The 19,081-nt window shown below is 58.6% G+C and carries 16 protein-coding genes and 1 tRNA gene; 11 read left to right on the top strand and 6 right to left on the bottom strand.

Annotated features, from left to right (window positions below; all coding sequences use genetic code 11):
• Positions 1 to 52: 52 nt before the first annotated feature.
• Positions 53 to 145 (top strand) — tRNA-Ser (locus WIF35_RS04330).
• A gap of 103 nt (positions 146 to 248) precedes the next feature.
• Here the strand turns inward: WIF35_RS04330 and WIF35_RS04325 are convergent.
• The gene (locus tag WIF35_RS04325; protein ID WP_412480342.1) at positions 249 to 620 is read right to left on the bottom strand and encodes a response regulator; all 372 of its coding nucleotides are present in this window, start codon (positions 618 to 620) and stop codon (positions 249 to 251) included.
• Positions 621 to 952: 332 nt separating this feature from the next.
• On the opposite strand from WIF35_RS04325, the gene WIF35_RS04320 reads away from it, so the two are divergent.
• The 7 genes from WIF35_RS04320 to WIF35_RS04290 all read left to right on the top strand — a co-directional run bounded on the left by WIF35_RS04320 (position 953) and on the right by WIF35_RS04290 (position 7,827).
• Positions 953 to 1,333, top strand: a complete 381-nt coding sequence (locus WIF35_RS04320; protein ID WP_412480341.1) for a hypothetical protein — start codon at positions 953 to 955, stop codon at positions 1,331 to 1,333.
• The gene (locus WIF35_RS04315; protein ID WP_412480340.1) at positions 1,323 to 1,445 is read left to right on the top strand and encodes a hypothetical protein; all 123 of its coding nucleotides are present in this window, start codon (positions 1,323 to 1,325) and stop codon (positions 1,443 to 1,445) included. The genes WIF35_RS04320 and WIF35_RS04315 overlap by 11 nt, the downstream gene beginning before the upstream one ends.
• Positions 1,446 to 1,512: 67 nt before the next feature.
• Positions 1,513 to 2,565: a DnaJ C-terminal domain-containing protein gene (locus WIF35_RS04310; RefSeq protein ID WP_412480339.1), complete on the top strand. Its 1,053-nt coding sequence runs from the start codon at positions 1,513 to 1,515 to the stop codon at positions 2,563 to 2,565.
• 236 nt (positions 2,566 to 2,801) lie between these two features.
• A complete protein-coding gene (locus WIF35_RS04305; RefSeq protein ID WP_412480338.1) occupies positions 2,802 to 4,484 on the top strand; it encodes a response regulator in 1,683 nt (560 codons plus the stop codon).
• On the top strand, positions 4,484 to 5,800 hold the full coding sequence (locus WIF35_RS04300) for an HD domain-containing phosphohydrolase (RefSeq protein WP_412480337.1): 1,317 nt from the start codon (positions 4,484 to 4,486) through the stop codon (positions 5,798 to 5,800). Before WIF35_RS04305 ends, WIF35_RS04300 begins: the two co-directional genes overlap by 1 nt.
• On the top strand, positions 5,797 to 6,372 hold the full coding sequence (locus tag WIF35_RS04295; RefSeq protein ID WP_412480336.1) for a response regulator: 576 nt from the start codon (positions 5,797 to 5,799) through the stop codon (positions 6,370 to 6,372). Before WIF35_RS04300 ends, WIF35_RS04295 begins: the two co-directional genes overlap by 4 nt.
• 3 nt (positions 6,373 to 6,375) lie before the next feature.
• Positions 6,376 to 7,827, top strand: coding sequence for an ATP-binding protein (locus WIF35_RS04290; RefSeq protein ID WP_412480335.1), 1,452 nt, complete (start codon positions 6,376 to 6,378; stop codon positions 7,825 to 7,827).
• Positions 7,828 to 7,836: 9 nt separating this feature from the next.
• On the opposite strand, the gene WIF35_RS04285 is transcribed toward WIF35_RS04290, so the two are convergent.
• A complete protein-coding gene (locus WIF35_RS04285; protein WP_412480334.1) occupies positions 7,837 to 9,006 on the bottom strand; it encodes a response regulator in 1,170 nt (389 codons plus the stop codon).
• A gap of 83 nt (positions 9,007 to 9,089) precedes the next feature.
• Between WIF35_RS04285 and WIF35_RS04280 the strand changes: the two genes are divergently transcribed.
• Positions 9,090 to 10,592 carry an HD-GYP domain-containing protein gene (locus tag WIF35_RS04280; protein WP_412480333.1) on the top strand — a complete coding sequence of 501 codons (1,503 nt, stop codon included), beginning with the start codon at positions 9,090 to 9,092 and terminating at the stop codon, positions 10,590 to 10,592.
• Between the two features lie 66 nt (positions 10,593 to 10,658).
• On the opposite strand, the gene WIF35_RS04275 is transcribed toward WIF35_RS04280, so the two are convergent.
• A complete protein-coding gene (locus WIF35_RS04275) occupies positions 10,659 to 11,021 on the bottom strand; it encodes a hypothetical protein (RefSeq protein WP_412480332.1) in 363 nt (120 codons plus the stop codon).
• A gap of 282 nt (positions 11,022 to 11,303) precedes the next feature.
• Between WIF35_RS04275 and WIF35_RS04270 the strand changes: the two genes are divergently transcribed.
• Positions 11,304 to 14,276 (top strand): response regulator, encoded by a 2,973-nt coding sequence (locus tag WIF35_RS04270; protein WP_412480331.1) that lies wholly within the window; start codon positions 11,304 to 11,306, stop codon positions 14,274 to 14,276.
• Positions 14,277 to 14,336: 60 nt separating this feature from the next.
• Here the strand turns inward: WIF35_RS04270 and WIF35_RS04265 are convergent, their stop codons facing one another.
• Positions 14,337 to 15,116 carry a sulfite exporter TauE/SafE family protein gene (locus tag WIF35_RS04265; RefSeq protein WP_412480330.1) on the bottom strand — a complete coding sequence of 260 codons (780 nt, stop codon included), beginning with the start codon at positions 15,114 to 15,116 and terminating at the stop codon, positions 14,337 to 14,339.
• 210 nt (positions 15,117 to 15,326) lie between these two features.
• Between WIF35_RS04265 and WIF35_RS04260 the strand changes: the two genes are divergently transcribed.
• Positions 15,327 to 15,539, top strand: a complete 213-nt coding sequence (locus WIF35_RS04260; protein WP_412480329.1) for a hypothetical protein — start codon at positions 15,327 to 15,329, stop codon at positions 15,537 to 15,539.
• 105 nt (positions 15,540 to 15,644) lie between these two features.
• On the opposite strand, the gene WIF35_RS04255 is transcribed toward WIF35_RS04260, so the two are convergent.
• Both WIF35_RS04255 and gcvP read right to left on the bottom strand, forming a co-directional pair.
• Positions 15,645 to 16,184 (bottom strand): DUF2946 family protein, encoded by a 540-nt coding sequence (locus WIF35_RS04255; protein WP_412480328.1) that lies wholly within the window; start codon positions 16,182 to 16,184, stop codon positions 15,645 to 15,647.
• A complete protein-coding gene (gene gcvP, locus WIF35_RS04250) occupies positions 16,184 to 19,060 on the bottom strand; it encodes an aminomethyl-transferring glycine dehydrogenase (RefSeq protein WP_412480327.1) in 2,877 nt (958 codons plus the stop codon). Before gcvP ends, WIF35_RS04255 begins: the two co-directional genes overlap by 1 nt.
• Between the last annotated feature and the right edge of the window lie 21 nt (positions 19,061 to 19,081).

Genomic DNA, 19,081 nt, shown 5'->3' with positions numbered 1-19,081 from the left:
ACCAAAAGGCGCGGAGGCTATATCATCCGCGCCTCGTTGTAAGCCTGGACACGGAGACGTGGCCGAGAGGTCGAAGGCACTCCCCTGCTAAGGGAGCATGCGGGCAAAACCTGCATCGAGGGTTCGAATCCCTCCGTCTCCGCCAGCAAACGATCAATCAAGCGCCCAATTGGGCGCTTTTTTGTTTTTGGCGATGGATCTTAGTTGCCTGAGACGGGGCTAGCGTTGCCACAGCCCGATCGGCTAGCTCAGTTCGTGACCAGCAGGCCTTGAATGCGCTCGAGCAACACATCCTTCTCGATCGGCTTGGTCAGGTAAGCATCGGCGCCATAGAGCTTGGCGGCGGCCACATCGGTTTGCTGCGTCAGGCAGCTGGTGACGATGATCGGTGTGGCCAAGGTAGCCGGGTTGTTGCGGATGCCGGAACAGACATCAAGCCCATCCATCGCGCCGGGCAAGAGCACGTCGACCAGAACGACATCCGGCTTTTGGTTGATCGCCATTTCCAGACCCGTTTCACCGTCGCTCGCTTCGATCACCTCAAAGCCGGCCTTTAGCAGCATGGCCTTGGTGATTTCGCGGAGCAACCGGTTGTCTTCGATGATTAATACCCTTGGCATCGATTTTTCCTCTTTTGCCATATTATGTACTTGCTATCGGCATTTCGCCAGCAGGATAGCGGGGCGGTCGATACAACTTGAAACATCCGGTCACCGAAGCACTGATGACCCTCTGGCGGCCAACGAATACACTGGCTCCATCTGATGAATCCCCCTCTCAGATAGATAGTCTCCTCCCTAGCGAAATCTTTGGCCCACCTTGCGCAAGCTCGGTGGGCTTTTTCTTGCGCAGCGTTCGGCAGGTGGTTTATGGCTCCTCAGGCGATAAAGTCTTGCCTGCCACGGGCGTGTCATCCAGAATGTCGCCTCTTCGCTTGCCGTATAACTCTCGCATGAACGAAAACCTCGTCCGCCGTCGCAACCGCCTGAACATCATCGGAGCTGTCATTCTCGTCATCGGCCTCGCGCTATCCGCCTGGCTGATGCAGAGCACAGGCAGCGATGCGAGCGACGCCGTGTCCTACGAAGTGGTCGAGGGCAAGGTGATCGCCGTGTCGCCGAGCGACTCCAAGATCTATCGCGCCGATCTCGAACGTTTTGGCGGCAAGGCCGCGATTCTGGCCGACGAATTCAACCGCTGGTTCGCCAGTCTGTGGCGTGGCGAAAAGCTCGCGCTGATCATCGCGCTGCTCACCATCGTCGCCAGCTTCACCTGTTTCTGGAAAGCGCAGCACGGCGGCGAAGGCAAGGCCGAGAGCAACGATGCTGCCTGAGCGCCTGGTCGAACTGGGCAGCCAGTTCTGGCTTGCCGCCAACCGCTTCAGCGCCTATGCGCTGCTCAACCTGCTCGATGATCCGGCCATCCTCGCGCTGGCCTTCTGCTGAACCATGGCGCGCCGCTTTCAAGCGCTGAAACAAGGCGAGGGCGCCTGAGCGGGCGCCAGGCAACAGCATGGAACTCGACGCCCACGCCATCCTCGGCCTCAAGCCCGGCGCCACGCCGGAAGAGATCAAGCGCGCCTATCGCAAGCTCGCCATGCGCTGGCACCCGGACCGCAGCGACCACCCGCAAGCCACCGAACGCTTCAAGGAAATCGGCGCCGCCTACGACATGCTAACTGCTGCGGTGCACGACGAAAATAGCGAAAAAACCGAAGCCGACGAGTCGGCCGAGGAAAGCACCGAGCAGAACGAACAAGAAAACGGCGAAGCCGACAGCGCCGAGCAAGACACCACGCCATGCGCCGCCGACATCCGGCGCAATTTCGAACTCAGCCTCGAAGAAGCCGCCGCCGGCTGCCGCAAGACGCTGCACTACACCCGCGGCAAAGCCTGCCCCACCTGCGAGGGCAGCGGCGAAGCCGGTCTGGCTCGCACCCGCTTCTGCGGCGATTGCCATGGCAGCGGCCGTGTGCATGACGAAAACCGCGATCTGGTGCGCTGCCCAGCCTGTAACGGACGCGGCATCTTCACCGAACGTATCTGCCCCGATTGCGCCGGCAGCGGGCGCGACAGCACCGACCTCAGCCTCGAAATCAACGTCCCGCCGGGCATGCTACCGGGCGACGAACTGCGCCTCGCCGGCCAGGGCGAGCAGGGCGGCGACGGCGAACTGCCGGGCGATCTCTATCTCACCATCGTCTTGCGCAGCCATGCCACCTTCCAGCTACGTGGCCGCGACCTGCATTGCCGCATGCCGGTCAGTGCACTGGCCATGATCGCCGGCGGCGAAATCGAACTCCCCACGCTCGTCGGCCACAGCCTGCACGTGCTCGATGCCGGTCAGCCGGAAAACCGCGAGATTCGTTTAGCTGGCCTCGGTTACCCAGGACGGGGCAGGCTCAAGAGGGGAGATCTTATAGTCGAGTTGTATCCGGTCTATCCAGTAAAACTCTCCGGCAAACAACGAAAATTTCTGCTACAAGCCAACGCCGCCTTGCTCGATGATCTGGAGAACACCTTTCCCGAGATTGCGGCCTGGGGCAGGCGTGGCGGACTTGAATAATGGTCAAGCCTGGTGCTAGCCGGCCGCTCGGTACATGAACGACATGCTTTACTTCCCCCCTGGATTGGCGGTTAGCGGCAATTTGTATGCCTAAACCCGGAAATTGGGCTTGCTCAATGTAATCCGAGGAGGGAAACTACAAATATGCGATATGCGGTGATTGTGGGATGGTGACTGTAGAGCCGAAGGGGAGCAGGCGAGGCGTACGCCGCGGGGCGCAATGTCTCGAAGGCGCGGTGATTCTCGTTGTTGACGATTCGCCGGAAAATCGAATGCTGGCAGCTGCGCTCCTCGAAAAGCAAAAGGCTGATGTCACCCTGGCGACATCAGGGGTGGAGGCGCTCGAGATACTCGACAAGGGCTTTCGTCCGGAACTGATCCTGCTCGATATCATGATGCCGGGGGTGGATGGTTTCGGTGTTTTGCAACGGCTCAAGAGTCAGCCCGAAACCAGCGATATCCCGGTTATCTTGCTCACGGCTCTTGGCAGTGTCGAGACAGAAACCCAGGGTTTTCAGGCGGGAGCGGTCGATTATCTGACTAAGCCGATCAATGCGGGCACGCTGATCAGTCGGGTGTCGGTACACATTGAGCTCAAAAGGGCGAGAGAGAGCTTGCTGCAACAGCAGGCCTCGCTCAAGGAAGAGATTGCGCACCAGCTTGAGCAGAGTCGTCTGCTTGAGAACCAGTTGCAGATTGCCCTGGAGTCTTCGGCCTTCCTCGTCTGGCGGCTTGATGCTCAGGGAGCAGTCTTGCGCTTTACCACGCCTGTTCAGGCACTGCTCGGTTATGAGTGGGATAGCGTTGCGCTGGACAGCTACCTCGATCTGGTGCATCCGGATGATGCACCTGTTGCCCAGCGAGTTGCTCATCCCGGTTTCGGTAGCTACGAAATTGGCGATTACCGCTTACGCCATCGTGACGGCCGTTGGATCTGGGTCGAGGTGAGAAGCAAAACCATCGAGGCCTCGGATGGTCTTACGGTGGGAACGCTCAGTGATCTGTCGGCCCGCAAGGCTCAGGAACAGGCACTGGCGGATAACCTTTTGGCTCAGCGCCAACTCAACAAGAAGCTGGAAGAAGCGCACAACCAGCTATTGCAGTCGGAAAAAATGGCTTCCATTGGGCAGTTGGCAGCCGGTGTCGCACACGAGTTGAACAATCCGATTGGTTTCGTCTATTCCAACCTTGGTACGCTGGATACCTATTTGCGTGACCTGATGGAAATCATCGCAGCCTTTATCAAGGCCGCCGAAAGCGAGGGCGATCCTTCCATACAGTTGGCGGAAGCCATGCGCCTGTGCCAAAAGCATGATCTGGACTACATCAGCAAGGATATTTTCGACCTGATGACAGAGTCGAAGGATGGTTTGGAACGTCTGCGCAAGATCGTCCTCGACTTGAAGAGTTTCTCGCGAGTCGGCGAACAGGAGTGGCAGGAAGCCGATTTGCACCAGGGTCTGGATTCCACCCTCAACATCGTGTGGAATGAACTGAAGTACAAATGCACGATTGAAAAGGAATATGGCGACATTCCCCCGGTGTATTGCCTGATTTCTCAGCTAAACCAGGTGTTCATGAACCTTCTCGTCAATGCCGGCCACGCCATCGAGAAACAAGGAAAGATCACGATTCGGACCTATTTGAAAGATGCAGAGCACGTAGCTATCGAGATCGAGGATACCGGCAAGGGAATCCCGCCCGAGCATCTGAACCGTGTCTTCGAGCCGTTTTTCACCACCAAGCCGGTGGGCAAGGGGACCGGACTGGGGTTGTCGCTTTCCTACAGCATCGTCGAGCGGCATCAGGGCGAACTCGCCGTTAGGAGCGAGGCAGGCAAGGGCAGTTGTTTTACTGTGACCTTGCCCATCCATCCAGCGCCAAACGGAGTGGAAACAGATTTTAAGGAGCCGTCTTGATGACGACAAACGAGAACGTTGCCACACTGCTCTTCGTCGATGACGAACCGGGGATACTGTCGGCACTGCGCCGCCTCTTCCGTCCGCATGGCTACCGAATTTTGACTGCCGAGAGTGGGCAGGAGGGACTGGAGCTTCTGGAGGGCGAGCGTGTCGATCTGGTCATCTCCGACATGCGCATGCCGGAAATGGACGGTGCGACCTTCCTGAAGGCCGTACGGGAACGCTGGCCGGGGGTAATGCGCGTCCTGCTTACCGGTTATGCCGATATCAGTTCGACCGTTGCGGCCATTAACCAGGGCGAAATCTATCGCTACATCGCAAAGCCATGGGACGATAACGAAATTGTCACCATCGTCAGGGAGGCGCTTGAGCGCCAACGCCTGGAGGCGGAGAACCGTCGCCTGTTAACCCTGACGCAACAGCAGAACGAAGAGTTACGCGTACTCAATACGAGCCTGGAGCAGAAAGTCAGCGAGCGTACTCAAGACCTGCGGCAAACCCTGACACTGCTTGAACAGGCTCACAGCGACCTGAAGAAAAATTTCCTGACCAGCGTGCAGGTATTCTCAGGAATTATTGAGTTGCGAGCTGGGCGGACCGGGAGCAGGCTATCCGGTCATGGACGTCGGGTGGCCGAAATGTCGAGAAGCCTAGCCAAGCGGCTGCAGGTCGGTGACGCAGATATCCAGAACATTCTTCTCGCTGGATTGCTTCACGATATCGGTAAGCTGGGTTTGCCGGATGAACTGCTTGTACAGCCGTTCAACAGCCTGACTGCAGACGGCCGGACAATGGTCAAGAAGCATCCCGTCATCGGGCAGAATATCCTGATGGCCATTTCACGCTTGAGCGAAGCAGCTACCCTGGTCCGACATCATCACGAGTGCTTCGATGGCAGCGGCTATCCGGATGGTCTGAAGGGGATGAGCATTCCGCAAGGCAGCCGCATCTTGGCAGTAGCCAACGACTATGATGCCTTGCAGATGGGAACACTGGCACAGCGTCCCCTTCGGCCCGATGAGGCGCTGGCCTATATCGTTGATAACAGGGCAAAGCGATACGATCCTGCCGTGGTTGATGTGTTTGTCGCCCTCATGACCGAATCGGGAGCAGCTCGGGTTCTGGAAATGCCGGAAAGGCCGGCTCACGCCAAAGCCGGTGCGGTGCTCAATCGCGACCTGTATCACCCGGATGGTTACCTGCTGCTGGCTGCTGGCAGTACGCTGACCCAAGAAATCATCAACCAGTTGTTGCGTCTGGAAAACGCGGAAGGCCGACAACTCACCCTCTACATTCGTCAGGAGACAGCATGAGCCGCATTTTGATCGTCGATGACGACCAATCCATTCTGAATGCCTTGGTACGTCTGTTGCGGGTCGCGCCTTGCAGTGGAGGTGGTCGCAACTACTCCTTGGTGGTGACCACGTGCACCACACCAGCCGAAGCCCTCGAGTACGTCAAGCATGAGCCCTATGAACTCATCCTCTGCGATTACCGGATGCCGGGGATGGATGGCGTACAACTACTCAAGGCCATCAAGGAAATACAGCCCGATGCGGCGCGCTTGATTCTTTCAGGCTACGCCGACTTGAATGCACTAATCCTGGCGATCAATGAGGTCGGCATTGATCGTTTTATCGGCAAACCCTGGAACGACTATGAATTGGTCGCGGCTATCGGCCAGGCTCTGGCGAATCGCGATTTGATGCTGGAAAACAGACAACTGGCGAATCTCGTGCGTATGGAAATGGGCGATGTAGATCCCGAAACCGTCGAGGCCCAACGTCTCGAAACCCAGGAGCCGGGAATTACCAAGGTGAACTGGGGCCCGGACGGCTCGGTGCTGATTGATCCCGATCTCCTTGAGGAATTGAAACAGGGCTAAAAAATGCAGGCTTTCGTCTGGGACAAACAATTCGAGACCGGGCTGTCACAGGTCGATACCCAGCATCAGCGATTGGTCGAACTGGTCAATCATCTAGGGGGGCTTCTGGCAGAAGGTAGTGACCTTGACGGACCAGCGCTACAGGAGGTGTTTCATGCCTTGGCCGACTATTGCCGCGTACATTTTGCCGACGAGGAGCGCCTGATGGGGGAGGTCGGTGTGGCGCCAGCCCACAAAGACAAGCATGTGGCGAACCACCGGCAATTTGTCGGCCAAGTTGTTTCCCTCTGGCAGTCGCGGACGGCATTGAGTCATCCTGCAGAAACACTTCATGGCTTCTTGAGTGCTTGGCTGACTGTGCATATTCTTGGCGAAGATCAGGCTATGGCCCGCCAGATCGAGCGTATCCGTGGGGGGATGGAAGCGGAGCAGGCACTGGTGTGTGAGATAGAAGATCGGGATACCGGGACGGCCGTCTTGTTGGACGCTCTGCAACGCCTCTATGGCCTGTTGTCCGAGCAGAATAGGAACCTGGCCAGCGCCAACCTGGACCTCGAGTCGCGGGTCGCTGAACGGACGAGAGAGCTTGAGGAGGCTAATGCTCGACTGGCCGCCGAGCATGATGAACAGACTGCCTTGTTGCGCAAGATCGAAGATGCGCAGCAGCAACTGCTCCAATCCGAAAAAATGGCGGCCATTGGCCAGCTGGCGGCTGGTGTTGCCCACGAAATCAACAATCCCGTCGGCTTCGTTAATTCGAATCTGGGGACACTGCAGAAATACTCGGCGCGTCTGCTAGAGGTTATCCAGGCCTACGAGGTACATGTGGCAGGTGGCAGCCGAAGCGAACTCGATGCGGTGATTAAGGCGGCCGACCTCGATTTTTTGCGAGAGGATTTACCGCAACTCCTTGCCGAGTCACAGGATGGTCTGGCTCGCGTCACTAAGATCGTGCAGGATCTCAAGGATTTCTCGCATGTTGACCAGGTTGACCGGCAGCGTGCCGATCTCAATGCAGCCATGGAAAGCACCTTGAATGTTGTCTGGAACGAGCTGAAATACAAGGCTGACGTAGTGCGGGATTATGGCCAGATTCCTCTTGTGGATTGTGTGCCAGCGCAGATCAACCAGGTGTTCATGAATCTACTGGTCAACGCGGCACAATCGATCGAGGAGCATGGTCGGATCACTGTTCGCTCTCGCAGCGAGAACGATCATGTCTGGTTCGAGGTGGAGGACAGCGGGCGTGGCATGAGCGAGGAAGTGCGTCACCGGATTTTTGAGCCCTTCTACACGACCAAGCCAATTGGCAAGGGAACAGGGCTCGGGCTGTCCATTTCTTACGATATCGTCGTCAAGAAGCACCATGGGCGCATCGATGTGCGGAGTACACCGGGCGAGGGGACCTGTTTCCGGATTTGGCTGCCCGTCTCAGCCTTAACACAGAGTAGTTAATTCCCTGAATCAGTCGAGTAGTAGTGGCATTTTGTCGGCCGCCGCGAGGAGCGGGAAGAAACTGAATACCTGGCCGGCAGCCAAGCCCCGTACCATTTGTGGCCGCTTTGCCCAGGCGATGCATTGTCCATTATCCCGGTGGAGCAGGCCGTTATGCCTGCCTATGGAGTCGGATAGCGCGTCAAGTAGAGAAAGAACACTTTCTTCTGGTTCCTGGCAGTATTTGCCGAGTTGGGTTAGCAATGCCTTGCCGGAACTAGCCTGCGATTGGTCGAGATTCCAGACTTGGGCGAAGCGGTGATTCATGCCGAGCAACTGGTCATCGTTGCCGATGACCAGCAGCCCTTCGACGGTTGCCTCAAAAATGGACGCTAACTGGGCATTGGCCGAGGCCAGTTGGTGCTCCGTATTGCGTTGCTTGCTCAGATCCTGGGCGATGACGATAATCACCTTGTCGCTGCCGATTCCCGCCAGCGCAGTGGATTTCGCCACAGGTATTTGGCCCATATGGCGAGTGCGGAACTCGGTTTCCACGTGGCTGATGGGGCGGAAGCTCTCCCGGGCCATCTCCTCCCAGTAAAACATGTCCTGTGGCATCACCTCTATTTCGCTAATGTTGAGTGCGGTGAGTTCCTCGGCCAAATAGCCGAGACTCTCGCTGGCTGCTCGATTGCCCGAGAGGATCTGGCCACTTGGCATGCTGACCAGTAAGACGATGTCGCTGATTGCATCAACCATCGCTTGGTTGATTGCCGCCAGCCGATGATTTTCCTGCTTCATTTCATAACGTTGGAAGGCCTCGGCGATATGGCCGCGCAGCAGTTCGTCGTCCCAGGGCTTGGTCAGGAATTTGTAGATGGCCCCACGGTTAATCGCCTCTGTAATGGAGTTGATATCGGTATAGCCCGAGAGGACCATGCGAATGGTTTCTGGATAGCTTTCCTTGACGATGCTCAGGAACTCCGTGCCTGTCATGCCAGGCATACGTTGGTCAGAGAGGATGACGCCGACCGGTGCTTCGGCCAGTCGTTTGAGTCCTTCGTCGCCACTGGTCGCGGTAACGATTTGATAGCCGTCGCGACGAAGCATGCGCCGCAGGGACGACAGAATGCTCTCCTCATCGTCGACAAGCAGCAGCGTTCTGGGCGTGCTAGGCAGATTGGTCATCAGACTATTCATGGAACTTGCTCGCTCATCGGTGTCAGTCCATTATAGGAACTTGTCGATTCAGATAGATTTATTTTTATTGGTGATCTAGCGAGATGGTAGAACCCGGTAACGAAGATGACTTCGAACGATGGCCGATCAGCCGGCTTCGTTTGGGTTTGTTCGTCCGGCTTGAGACAAACTGGCTAAATCACCCGTTCTCGACTAATTCGTTCAGGGTTCGCAGTCTAGACCAGCTGGAAACGATACGCGGGCTAGGGTTACGCACCATCTTGGTTTCGCCATCGCGTAGTGACCCGCCGGATGGCGAGGAGTCGGCTTTGTCGGAAACCTCTGTTGCCGATGCCTCGGCCAGGCACCAAACGACCAGGCGTCATCATCAAATTCACGGTCAGCAGCCCAGTGAAGTCAAGCGGCGCGAGGTCTGGAAGGCGGCGGAGCCGTTCGATCTTGGCGAACGCCTTGATCGTAACCCACTCAAGGGGGGGGCTGAACCCCAGGGTGACTCTCATTTGTCTCGTCACCCGCTGGCTGCCGAAGCCGCCTCATTGTCAGCGGAAGCAATGGCTGTCGATGGGGTAGCCAATACGCCTCGTCCGGAAAAGCAGGAGCGTCTGGTTCAGATTCAGCGGCAACGCGAAGCCTTTGTTCGCTGTGAGCAGCGCTTTACCGAAGCGGCGGATACAGTCCGTGATCTCAATCGCGCCCTGTTCAAGGATGCGAGTGATGGCAAACGTCGGCTCGAGATATTCAGCGATTACATGATGGCTTCGCTGCTGACCGAGCGCGATGTGGCGTTGACCGTGGTGGGGGATCGCCAGAACCACGTTGATGAACAACTCCATGGTGTGAACGTATCGGTCATGGCGATGGTGCTCGGGCGCGAGCTTGGCTTGACCGACGAGGAGATGCGTCATCTTGGCCAAGCAGCTGTCTTGCACGATGTAGGCAAGGTGCGTCTACCATCCCGATTGCATGCCTACCAGGAAGAGCTGGCCGGAGATGAACTGCGGCTCTGGCAGAAACACGCCGACTACGGGTCGCAGATCGCCAGTGATATCGGTTGTGTGGAGGCTGTAGTCATGGCGATTAAGCAACATCACGAAAACATCGACGGTAGCGGCTTTCCTGATCGGGTTGGGGGTGACCAAATTTCACGACTGGCTCGCATCATCGCTATCGCCAACACCTTTGACGACCTGTGCAACCATGCTCACCCCAACCATGCATTGACGCCTTACGAAGCGCTGGCTCACATGTTTGTCAAGAACCGCACCCATTTCGATATCCAGTTCCTGTCCACCTTCATTCGTACGATGGGGGTCTATCCACCGGGTTCTCTGGTTCGTCTGTCGAACGACATGACGGCAATGGTCTTCTCGGTCAATGTCGAACAGCCATTGAAGCCAACAGTGTTGTTGCACGATCCGGCGATTCCGCGTGATGAAGCGTTGCTCATCAACCTAGGTGACGATCCCGATCTGAATATCGTGCGCAATTTGCGGCCCTCGCAATTGACTCCGCAGGAACTCGCCTACCTCGCTCCGCGTAAGCGCCTGACCTACTATTTCGATGAAGTAGCGGATTCATCGAACTGATTGTTACGGGCCGATACGCTGGCTTGTCGAGGCGGGAATACCTTGGATTCAAATGAGCTATCCCGGCTAATCCCCCGTGCCGAGGCTCCGGGCTAGTACGCCGTTTTCACGTAACCAGGCCTTGTAAGCCTTCATCACCGGCCGCGAAATCATCGTCTCGGCCAGCAGGCGCTTCTCATAGACGAACATCGTCATCGCCTCGTCCATGCCCGCCTGCGCCTGTTCGATCAGCGAGTGATACTCCGCCCCCATCAGTTTCCCCGGTCGCATCCGAGCCACGGCGTAGATCACCGGAATCACCGCCTTGTCCTCGCTGCTCATCTTGCACTTGCCATCGAGAATCTTGAGCATCACCGTCGTCGTGCAATCGACATGCACCGGATCGATCAAGCTGGCCTCAGCCCAGCGAGTGGCGGTAGCGGCATCCAAGGTGAACTCCTGTAGCGAATCGGACAAAACGGGGGCTTCAGGAGGGAGGAGGCAACAAGGGTGCCAGGGGGAAGGTTTGGTTTTTGGCCTTTTTGCTGTGTGCACCGCAGTAGTGATTTATTTATATGGCTACTACCGGCCAAAAGCGGTAGTTCGCCTGTTGGCTTCCAAGGTCAACAACGAACCTAAAGCCGACGCCCTATTTTGGGAGCATCGCTCTCTGATCAAAGCAAATTCAGCGCTCGTAATGCAATACTCCAGATGGTTTGTTAGCATTCATTCATGCACCGAGTCCCCACAGTTTTTCACACTGCCATTTCACGATTGCCCCTCCTGAGTGGGGCGGTTGTTTTCCTGTTTGGCTCCATGCTGTCGATTCCTGCGATGGCAGATGCACGCGAAGTCCGAGTTGGCATCTACGAAAACCCACCCAAAATCACCCTCAGTGTCGATCAACGTCCAAGTGGGATTTTCGGTGATCTTCTTGGCGAGATTGCACGACAAGAGAAATGGACGCTTCGAGCGGTACCGTGCGAATGGCAGGAATGCTTGCAGGCCTTGGAAGCTAAGCAAATCGACTTACTCCCTGATGTGGCCTTAACTTCGGAGAGATCCCGAAAATATGGCTTTCATGCGATACCTGCCCTGAACAGCTGGTCGGCAGTCTATGTACGCAAGGAAACACATATCGAATCGGTACTGGATCTCAAAAACAAGAAGGTCGCGGTACTCAATGGATCAACTCAAGATGAATACTTACGGAAACTGCTTGAGGATTTTGGTGTTTCCGCTGTATTTGTACCAGTGCAGTCCTACGCCGAGGGATTCACCTTGGTCTCGGAAGGAAAGGCCGATGTGGTCGCCGCCAATAAGCACTTCGGTGAAGAAAATGCCGATCGATATCACCTTATATCCTCCTCGCTGTTGTTCCAGCCGTCACGACTCTACTTTGCAGCACCTGCAGGTGCCAATGACGACCTGCTGGTGGCAATTGATCGTCATCTGGAGGTTTGGAAGTCATCTGAGAATTCGCCGTATTTCTCGATCCTAGAAAAATGGATAGCCGAACCAGCCTCTACGGCACTTCCTTCATGGGTGATATGGGTACTCGGGGGGCTGGTCACCACTGTTGTGTCAGTCTTGGCGGTTGCCCAGGTGTTGCGCCGACTAGTGCGCGAGGGGACCGAAAACTTGCGCGAATCGCATCTGCTGTTGCAGACCATCATCAACAACTTGCCGATGCGCGTGTTCTGGAAGGATCGCGAACTACGTTACCTCGGCTGCAACCCTCCCTTTGCGAAGGATGCCGGCAAGCATCTTCCCGAAGAGTTGCTAGGTAAGGACGACCATGCGATGGGCTGGGCCGCTCAGGCAGAGCTATACCGTGCTGATGACCGGAGGGTAATGGATTCAGGTCAGTCGACATTGAATTATGAGGAACCACAGACTACACCGGATGGCAAAACAATCTGGTTGCGCACCTCGAAAGTACCGTTGCGCAATTCTGCTGGAGAAACCATCGGTGTGCTCGGCATTTACGACGACATTACCGCGCAGAAGCAGGTCGAGGACGAACTGACCTGTCACCGCGAACATCTCGAACAACTCGTCGAACAGCGCACAGCTGAACTCAACTCCGCCAAGGAAGTTGCCGAAACCGCAAATCTTGCCAAGAGCCGCTTCCTGGCCAATATGAGCCACGAGATCCGCACGCCGATGAATGCCATCATCGGCCTGACGCATATCCTGCGCCGTAAGATCAATGAGCCAGACCAGATGGACAAGTTGGGCAAGATCGCCGCCGCGGCCGAGCACTTGCTGGGTGTCATCAATGACATCCTCGACATCTCCAAGATCGAAGCAGACAAGGTCGTCCTCGAGAAGACGAACTTCGACCTCGATACCGTGCTTCCGCGAATCAGCGACATGGTGATCGACCGCATCCATGACAAGCATCTCGAACTGGTAATTGATGCCGAACCAAACATGGGCATCGTCAATGGCGACATCACGCGCTTGAGCCAGGCCATCCTCAACTACCTTGGCAACGCCATCAAATTCACCGAGCGCGGTACCATCACCCTGCGCGCTCGCGTCTTAGAAAAATCCGACGACGACCTCCAAATCCGCTTCGAAGTCCAGGATACCGGCATCGGTATTCCGCCAGAGGCTATGGATCGCTTGTTCCATTCATTCGAACAGGCTGATAACAGCACGACCCGCAAGTACGGCGGCACTGGGCTCGGGCTGGCCATTACTAAGCGCCTCGCCGAGTTGATGGGTGGCGATGTCGGTGCCGAGAGTACACAGGGCGTGGGCAGCACCTTCTGGATGACAGCACGCCTCGATGTCGTCGGCGCCAAAGACGGCCGCTACCTGATCAACTCGCTGGAGCGCAAACGGGCACTGGTGATAGATGACACGCCAGTCAGTCGCCTTGTCCACAGCCAGTTGCTGCGTGTCAACGGGCTCGAATGCAACAGCGCAGCCTCGGGCGCAGAAGCCCTGCGGATGGTGAAGGTCGCCGACGAGGAAGGCAATCCTTATGAACTGCTGCTAATCGACATGCTGATGCCGGAGATGGACGGCTTTGAGACGCTCGCCATTCTGCGCGCCACTCGCCTGACCCGGCAACCGATGGCCTGGCTGGTGACCGCATCAGGGGACGAAGCCATCCTTGAAGAAGCGCCGCAGGTTGGATTTGCCGAAGTTCTGCTCAAGCCAATTTCCGCCTCCTTGCTACACGAAGCACTGCTTAAGCACCGAGGCCGATTGTTGCAAGAAACTGAAGAGAGTCTATCTAACGAAACGACAGGCACACTGAGTGCGGCAGCGGTTCTCAAACGGGACTATGGTCACATTCGTCTGCTGCTGGTGGAGGATGAGCCGATCAACCAGGAAGTAACGCGCTACATGCTTGAGGACATTGGCTGGCAGGTCAGTGTGGCCGACGATGGCCGCGAGGCAGTGAATCTCGTTACCCAGAACACATACGACCTGATTCTGATGGACATGCAGATGCCCGTCATGGGCGGCGTGGAGGCTACCCAAGCCATCAGACAATTGCCAGGCCGTGAGTCATTACCCATTATCGCCATGACGGCGAACGTTTTCCGTGAGGATCGCGAAGCTTGCCACAATGCCGGCATGAACGATTTCCTCACCAAGCCGGTAGTGCCGGAAAACTTGTACGAAACCCTGTTGAAGTGGGTGGTGAAGGCAAAGAGGGGCGCTGGGCTTGGGGCTGCTTTGTGATCCATCACCAGTCAGATTTATCACATATGTCATCAGGCTGTTTAGGGGTAATAGCAGCCCTCAATAACTCTTCCCAAAATAAATCACCGTCAGCGTCGCCCCGACGGCGATGACGAAGCGGCGTAGCCAGATCGCCGGCATGCGCTTGGCGACGGCGGCGCCGGCCATGCCGCCGACGGTGGCGGTGGCGAGGGCGACCAGGGTGTGCGGCCAGCTGATGGCGCCAACGACGATGAAGGTGACGGCGGCGATGGTGTAGTTGACCGCCGAGGTGAGGTTCTTCAGGGCGTTGAGTTCCTGCATGTCTTCGTAGCCCTGGATGGAGAGTGCAGCGAGCGTGAGGATGCCCATGCCGGCGCCGAAGAAGCCGCCGTAGATGGCGACGGCGAGCTGGAAGAGCACGCCGCCCACGCTGGTGCGCGGGCCTTCGCTGACTTTCGCGCCGAGGCGGCGCTTGCTCCAGGCGACCAGACGGCTGACCTGGGCGCTGAAGGCAAAGAGGCTGGTGGCGACGAGCAGCAGCCAGGGGATCAGCTTGGAGAAGGCGGCATTCGAGGTGGCGAGCAGCAGCAGGCCACCGGTCAGGCCGCCGATCAGCGACACGATGACCAAAATGACGGCCCAGCGGCCGTGGCGCATGGCTTCCTTGCGGTAGGCCCAGGCGCTGGAGAGGCTGGCCGGCCACAGGGCGACGGAGTTGCTGGCGTTGGCCGTGACCGGCGGCACGCCGGCCGCGAGCATGGCGGGGAATGAGAAGAAGGTGCCGCCGCCGGCGATGGCGTTCATGCCGCCGGCGAAAAAGGCGCCGAGGGCGACGAGCAGGGCTTCGGTGAGCGTCATGGGGTTTCTTGTGCGGTCGGGTTCGTTGGGTTTGGCGCCGCCATTTTAGGCGGTCGAGTGGGCGGATTTTCCGGGCTTTGGCGGGGCGGCGCTAGTGTGGTTTTCCCGAGTCTGCGCCGGTTGGCTTTTCGGGTCACGTTTGGTTACGTTTTAGTACAGACAGTTGCCATGCCATGACAGAAAATCGAGCCTCAACTCATGGAGTGGTTTATGGCACCCGAAACTCACGAAGGCATCGTTTGCAATCACTGGGTCGCCCAAGTTCATCCGAAAACTGGGCGCCCGGTTTCCATTCACATTCATCGCGGCTCGCCCATTCCGGTGGCAGACGCCCGTCGTATCGCCCGCAAAGCTGCGCCCTTCGGCAAGCTGGCCAGCCTGTCGCCACTGGGCGTTTGTTCGGCGGATACCGGCGACGAGTAAGGCGCGATTTTTGCCCGCCGGCGCGGGCTGCACAAGATGGCCGTCTGATTTCCGTTGGTTGGGGATCGACGGCTTTTTTGTCGTCCTGGTTTTGCTGGGGGGGGCTTACGGCCGCGGCTGGCGGATGAATTTATGGCTTATTTCGAGGTGCACCGCAGCAGTGGGCTGCAGGGCATGGCCGCGCCAGAAAACGTCGCCATTTTGACCTTCGAGCAGGGCGGCGAAGGCGGTTTCTTCGGCGGGCTGGCCGTGGGCATCGACGCATTCGCCAAGCAGGGGGGCAAGGTCGCGGTCGTCGAGCAGGCCGATGCCGAGTTGGGCCTCGATCAGCAGGTTGCCTTCGGGGTCGAGATAGATCGCTTTGATATCGCCGGCCGGCTGGCCGGTGTGGCTGACGAAGGCATCGCCTTCGCGCCGGAAGATCCACGGGGTGCAGGCGAGGTCGACATAGACGCGCTGCGGCCCGTTTTGCACGAACCAGCGGCCTGACTCATCCGAAGCGTACTGCTTGTTCAGGAAGTCGATCAGGCCGCGGTGCGTGACGCGCTCGCCTTGCAGCCGCCAGTCCCCGCGCCGGTCGAGCGAGAGCCACTCGTAACAGGCGGGAACGTTAGGCCACTTGGCGATTGCCGAGAAGTCGGCCATTAGCTGGCGTAGGCTTCCATCGGCGGGCAGGCGCAGTTCAGGTTGCGGTCGCCATACACATCGTCGATGCGATTGACGCTCGGCCAGAACTTGTTGGCCTTGACCCAGGCCAGCGGGAAGACGGCTTCTTCGCGGCTGTAGGGACGCGTCCATTCGCCTTCGATGACGTCCGCCTGCGAATGCGGGGCATTCTTCAGCGGGTTGTTGTCGGCAGGTAGTTCGCCCTTCTCGATGCGGTGGATTTCGTTGCGGATGGCAATCATCGCAGCGATGAAGCGATCCAACTCGGCCTTGGATTCCGACTCGGTCGGCTCGACCATGATGGTGCCGGCCACCGGGAAGGACACCGTCGGGGCGTGGAAGCCGTAGTCCATCAGGCGCTTGGCGATGTCGATTTCGGCGATGCCGGTGGCAGCCTTGATCGGACGGATGTCGAGGATGCACTCGTGCGCGACGCGGCCGTTCTTGCCGACGTAGAGCACCGGGTAGTGATCCTTCAGCTTGTTGGCGACGTAGTTGGCGTTGAGGATGGCGACTTGCGTGGCCTTCTTGACGCCTTCGCCGCCCAGCATGGCGAGGTACATCCAGGAAATCGGCAGGATCGAGGCCGAACCGAACTGGGCAGCGGAAACGGCGCCCTGGCCCTTGTTGACGCGATTGTCGTCGCCGGTGGCAGCGACCACGTGGTCGGCCATGAACGGGGCCAGATGGGCCTTGAGGCCGATCGGGCCCATGCCCGGTCCGCCGCCGCCGTGCGGGATGGCGAAGGTCTTGTGCAGGTTCATGTGGCTGACATCGGCGCCGATGAAGCCCGGCGAGGTCAGGCCGACCTGGGCGTTGAGGTTGGCGCCGTCCATGTAAACCTGGCCGCCGTTGGCATGCACGATGGCGCAGATTTCCATGATCGCCTCTTCGAAGACGCCGTGCGTCGACGGGTAGGTGATCATCAGGCAGGCCAGGTCGTCCTTGTGCTCTTCGGCCTTGGCCTTGAGGTCGGCGACATCGACGTTGCCGTTGTCGTCGCAATTCACGACGACGACCTGCATGTTGCACATCTGGGCCGTGGCGGGGTTGGTGCCGTGCGCCGACTTCGGAATCAGGCAAACCTTGCGGTGGCCTTCGCCACGGCTGGTGTGGTAGCGGGCAATCGCCACCAGGCCGGCGTATTCGCCCTGCGCGCCGGAGTTCGGCTGCATGCAGATGGCGTCGAAGCCGGTGACGGTCTTCAGCCATTCGGTCAGGCTACCGACCATCTCGTGGTAGCCCTGCACCTGATCGCGCGGGGCGAACGGGTGGATGCCGCCGAATTCCGGCCAGGTGACCGGGATCATCTCGCTGGTGGCGTTCAGCTTCATGGTGCAGGAGCCGAGCGAGATCATCGAGTGGTCGAGTGCCAGATCCTTGTTCTGCAGCGACTTGAGGTAGCGCAGCATTTCGTGCTCGGTGTGGTGCGTGTTGAACACCGGGTGGGTGAGCACGGCATCGGCGCGCAGCAGGGCGTTCGGCAGGCCGGCGACCTGGGCGTCGAGGCTGTCGATGTCGAGCGTGGTCTTGGCGATTAGCTTGAACAGCGTGACCACGTCCTGGCGGGTGGTGGTTTCGTCGAAGGAGACGCCAAGCACGCCGGCGCCGACGTGACGCAGGTTGTAGCCGGCGGCCAGAGCGTCACGATAGACGGTTTCGCCGTGGGCACCGAGGTCGAAGTGCAGGGTGTCGTAGAACTGGCCGGTGAGCAGCTTGACGCCGGCGCGCTTGAGGCCTTCGGCCAGGATGGCGGTCAGGCGGTGGATGCGCGTGGCGATGGTCTTCAGGCCTTCGGCGCCGTGATAGACGGCGTACATGCCGGCCATGTTGGCGAGCAGCACCTGCGAGGTGCAGATGTTGGAGTTGGCCTTCTCGCGGCGGATGTGCTGTTCGCGCGTCTGCAGTGCCATGCGATAGGCGGTGTTGCCGCGGGCATCCTTGGACAGGCCGATGATGCGACCCGGCATGGAACGGACGTTGGCTTCGCGGGTGGCGAAGAAGGCGGCGTGCGGGCCGCCGAAGCCCATCGGGATACCGAAGCGCTGGCTGGAGCCGAGGGCGATGTCGGCGCCCATGGCGCCCGGCGACTTGAGCAGCACCAGTGCCATCAGGTCGGTGGCGACGGCGACACAGGCGCCCTTGGCCTTGAGGCCGGCGATCAGGTCGGTCAGGTCACGCACTTCGCCATTGTCGCCCGGGTATTGCAGCAGGGCGCCGAAGAATTCGCCGTCCTTGTTGTCGTCAAGGCTGCCGATGACCAGCTCGAAACCGAAATAGCCGGCGCGGGTCTTGACCACGTCGATGGTCTGCGGGAAGCAGTTGGAGTCCACCAAAAAGCGGTTCGACTTGGACTTGGAGGCGCGGCGGGCCATGGTCATGGCTTCGGCGGCGGCGGTGGCTTCGTCGAGCAGCGAGGCGTTGGCGATTTCCAGGCCGGTCAGGTCGACGACCATCTGCTGGAAGTTCATCAGCGCCTCCAGGCGGCCCTGGGCGATTTCGGCCTGGTAGGGCGTGTAGGCGGTGTACCAGCCGGGGTTTTCCATGACGTTGCGCAGGATGACCTTGGGCGTCAGGGTGTCGTAATAGCCCATGCCGATGCAGGACTTCTGGATGGTGTTCTTGCCGGCGATGGCCTTCAGGTCGGCCAGCGCTTCGTGTTCGCGCTTGGGCGCGGCGAGCGGCAGGTCGGCCGGCAGGCGGATGGCGGCGGGAACGGTCTGGTCGATCAGCTGGTCGAGGCTGGAGGCGCCGATATCGGCCAGCATCTGGCTCATTTCGGTGGCGCAGGGGCCGATGTGGCGGCCGATGAACTCGTCGTGCTGTTCAAGGGCGGAGAGGGGCAGGTTGCTCATGTCGGGTTCGATCTCGCGAGT

Source organism: Azonexus sp. IMCC34839, assembly GCF_047047955.1.
Taxonomy (GTDB): domain Bacteria; phylum Pseudomonadota; class Gammaproteobacteria; order Burkholderiales; family Rhodocyclaceae; genus Azonexus.
The sequence above is the reverse complement of the archived record's forward strand: the minus strand, read 5'-3'. Positions and strand labels throughout refer to the sequence as shown.

Excerpts from the sequence above, each read along its gene's own strand:
- WIF35_RS04325 (WP_412480342.1), bottom strand. The coding sequence starts at position 620 with ATGCCAAGGGTATTAATCATCGAAGACAACCGGTTGCTCCGCGAAATC.
- WIF35_RS04320 (WP_412480341.1), top strand. The coding sequence starts at position 953 with ATGAACGAAAACCTCGTCCGCCGTCGCAACCGCCTGAACATCATCGGA.
- WIF35_RS04315 (WP_412480340.1), top strand. The coding sequence starts at position 1,323 with ATGCTGCCTGAGCGCCTGGTCGAACTGGGCAGCCAGTTCTGGCTTGCC.
- WIF35_RS04310 (WP_412480339.1), top strand. The coding sequence starts at position 1,513 with ATGGAACTCGACGCCCACGCCATCCTCGGCCTCAAGCCCGGCGCCACG.
- WIF35_RS04300 (WP_412480337.1), top strand. The coding sequence starts at position 4,484 with ATGACGACAAACGAGAACGTTGCCACACTGCTCTTCGTCGATGACGAA.
- WIF35_RS04295 (WP_412480336.1), top strand. The coding sequence starts at position 5,797 with ATGAGCCGCATTTTGATCGTCGATGACGACCAATCCATTCTGAATGCC.
- WIF35_RS04290 (WP_412480335.1), top strand. The coding sequence starts at position 6,376 with ATGCAGGCTTTCGTCTGGGACAAACAATTCGAGACCGGGCTGTCACAG.
- WIF35_RS04285 (WP_412480334.1), bottom strand. The coding sequence starts at position 9,006 with ATGAATAGTCTGATGACCAATCTGCCTAGCACGCCCAGAACGCTGCTG.
- WIF35_RS04280 (WP_412480333.1), top strand. The coding sequence starts at position 9,090 with ATGGTAGAACCCGGTAACGAAGATGACTTCGAACGATGGCCGATCAGC.
- WIF35_RS04270 (WP_412480331.1), top strand. The coding sequence starts at position 11,304 with ATGCACCGAGTCCCCACAGTTTTTCACACTGCCATTTCACGATTGCCC.
- WIF35_RS04265 (WP_412480330.1), bottom strand. The coding sequence starts at position 15,116 with ATGACGCTCACCGAAGCCCTGCTCGTCGCCCTCGGCGCCTTTTTCGCC.
- WIF35_RS04260 (WP_412480329.1), top strand. The coding sequence starts at position 15,327 with ATGGCACCCGAAACTCACGAAGGCATCGTTTGCAATCACTGGGTCGCC.
- WIF35_RS04255 (WP_412480328.1), bottom strand. The coding sequence starts at position 16,184 with ATGGCCGACTTCTCGGCAATCGCCAAGTGGCCTAACGTTCCCGCCTGT.
- gcvP (WP_412480327.1), bottom strand. The coding sequence starts at position 19,060 with ATGAGCAACCTGCCCCTCTCCGCCCTTGAACAGCACGACGAGTTCATC.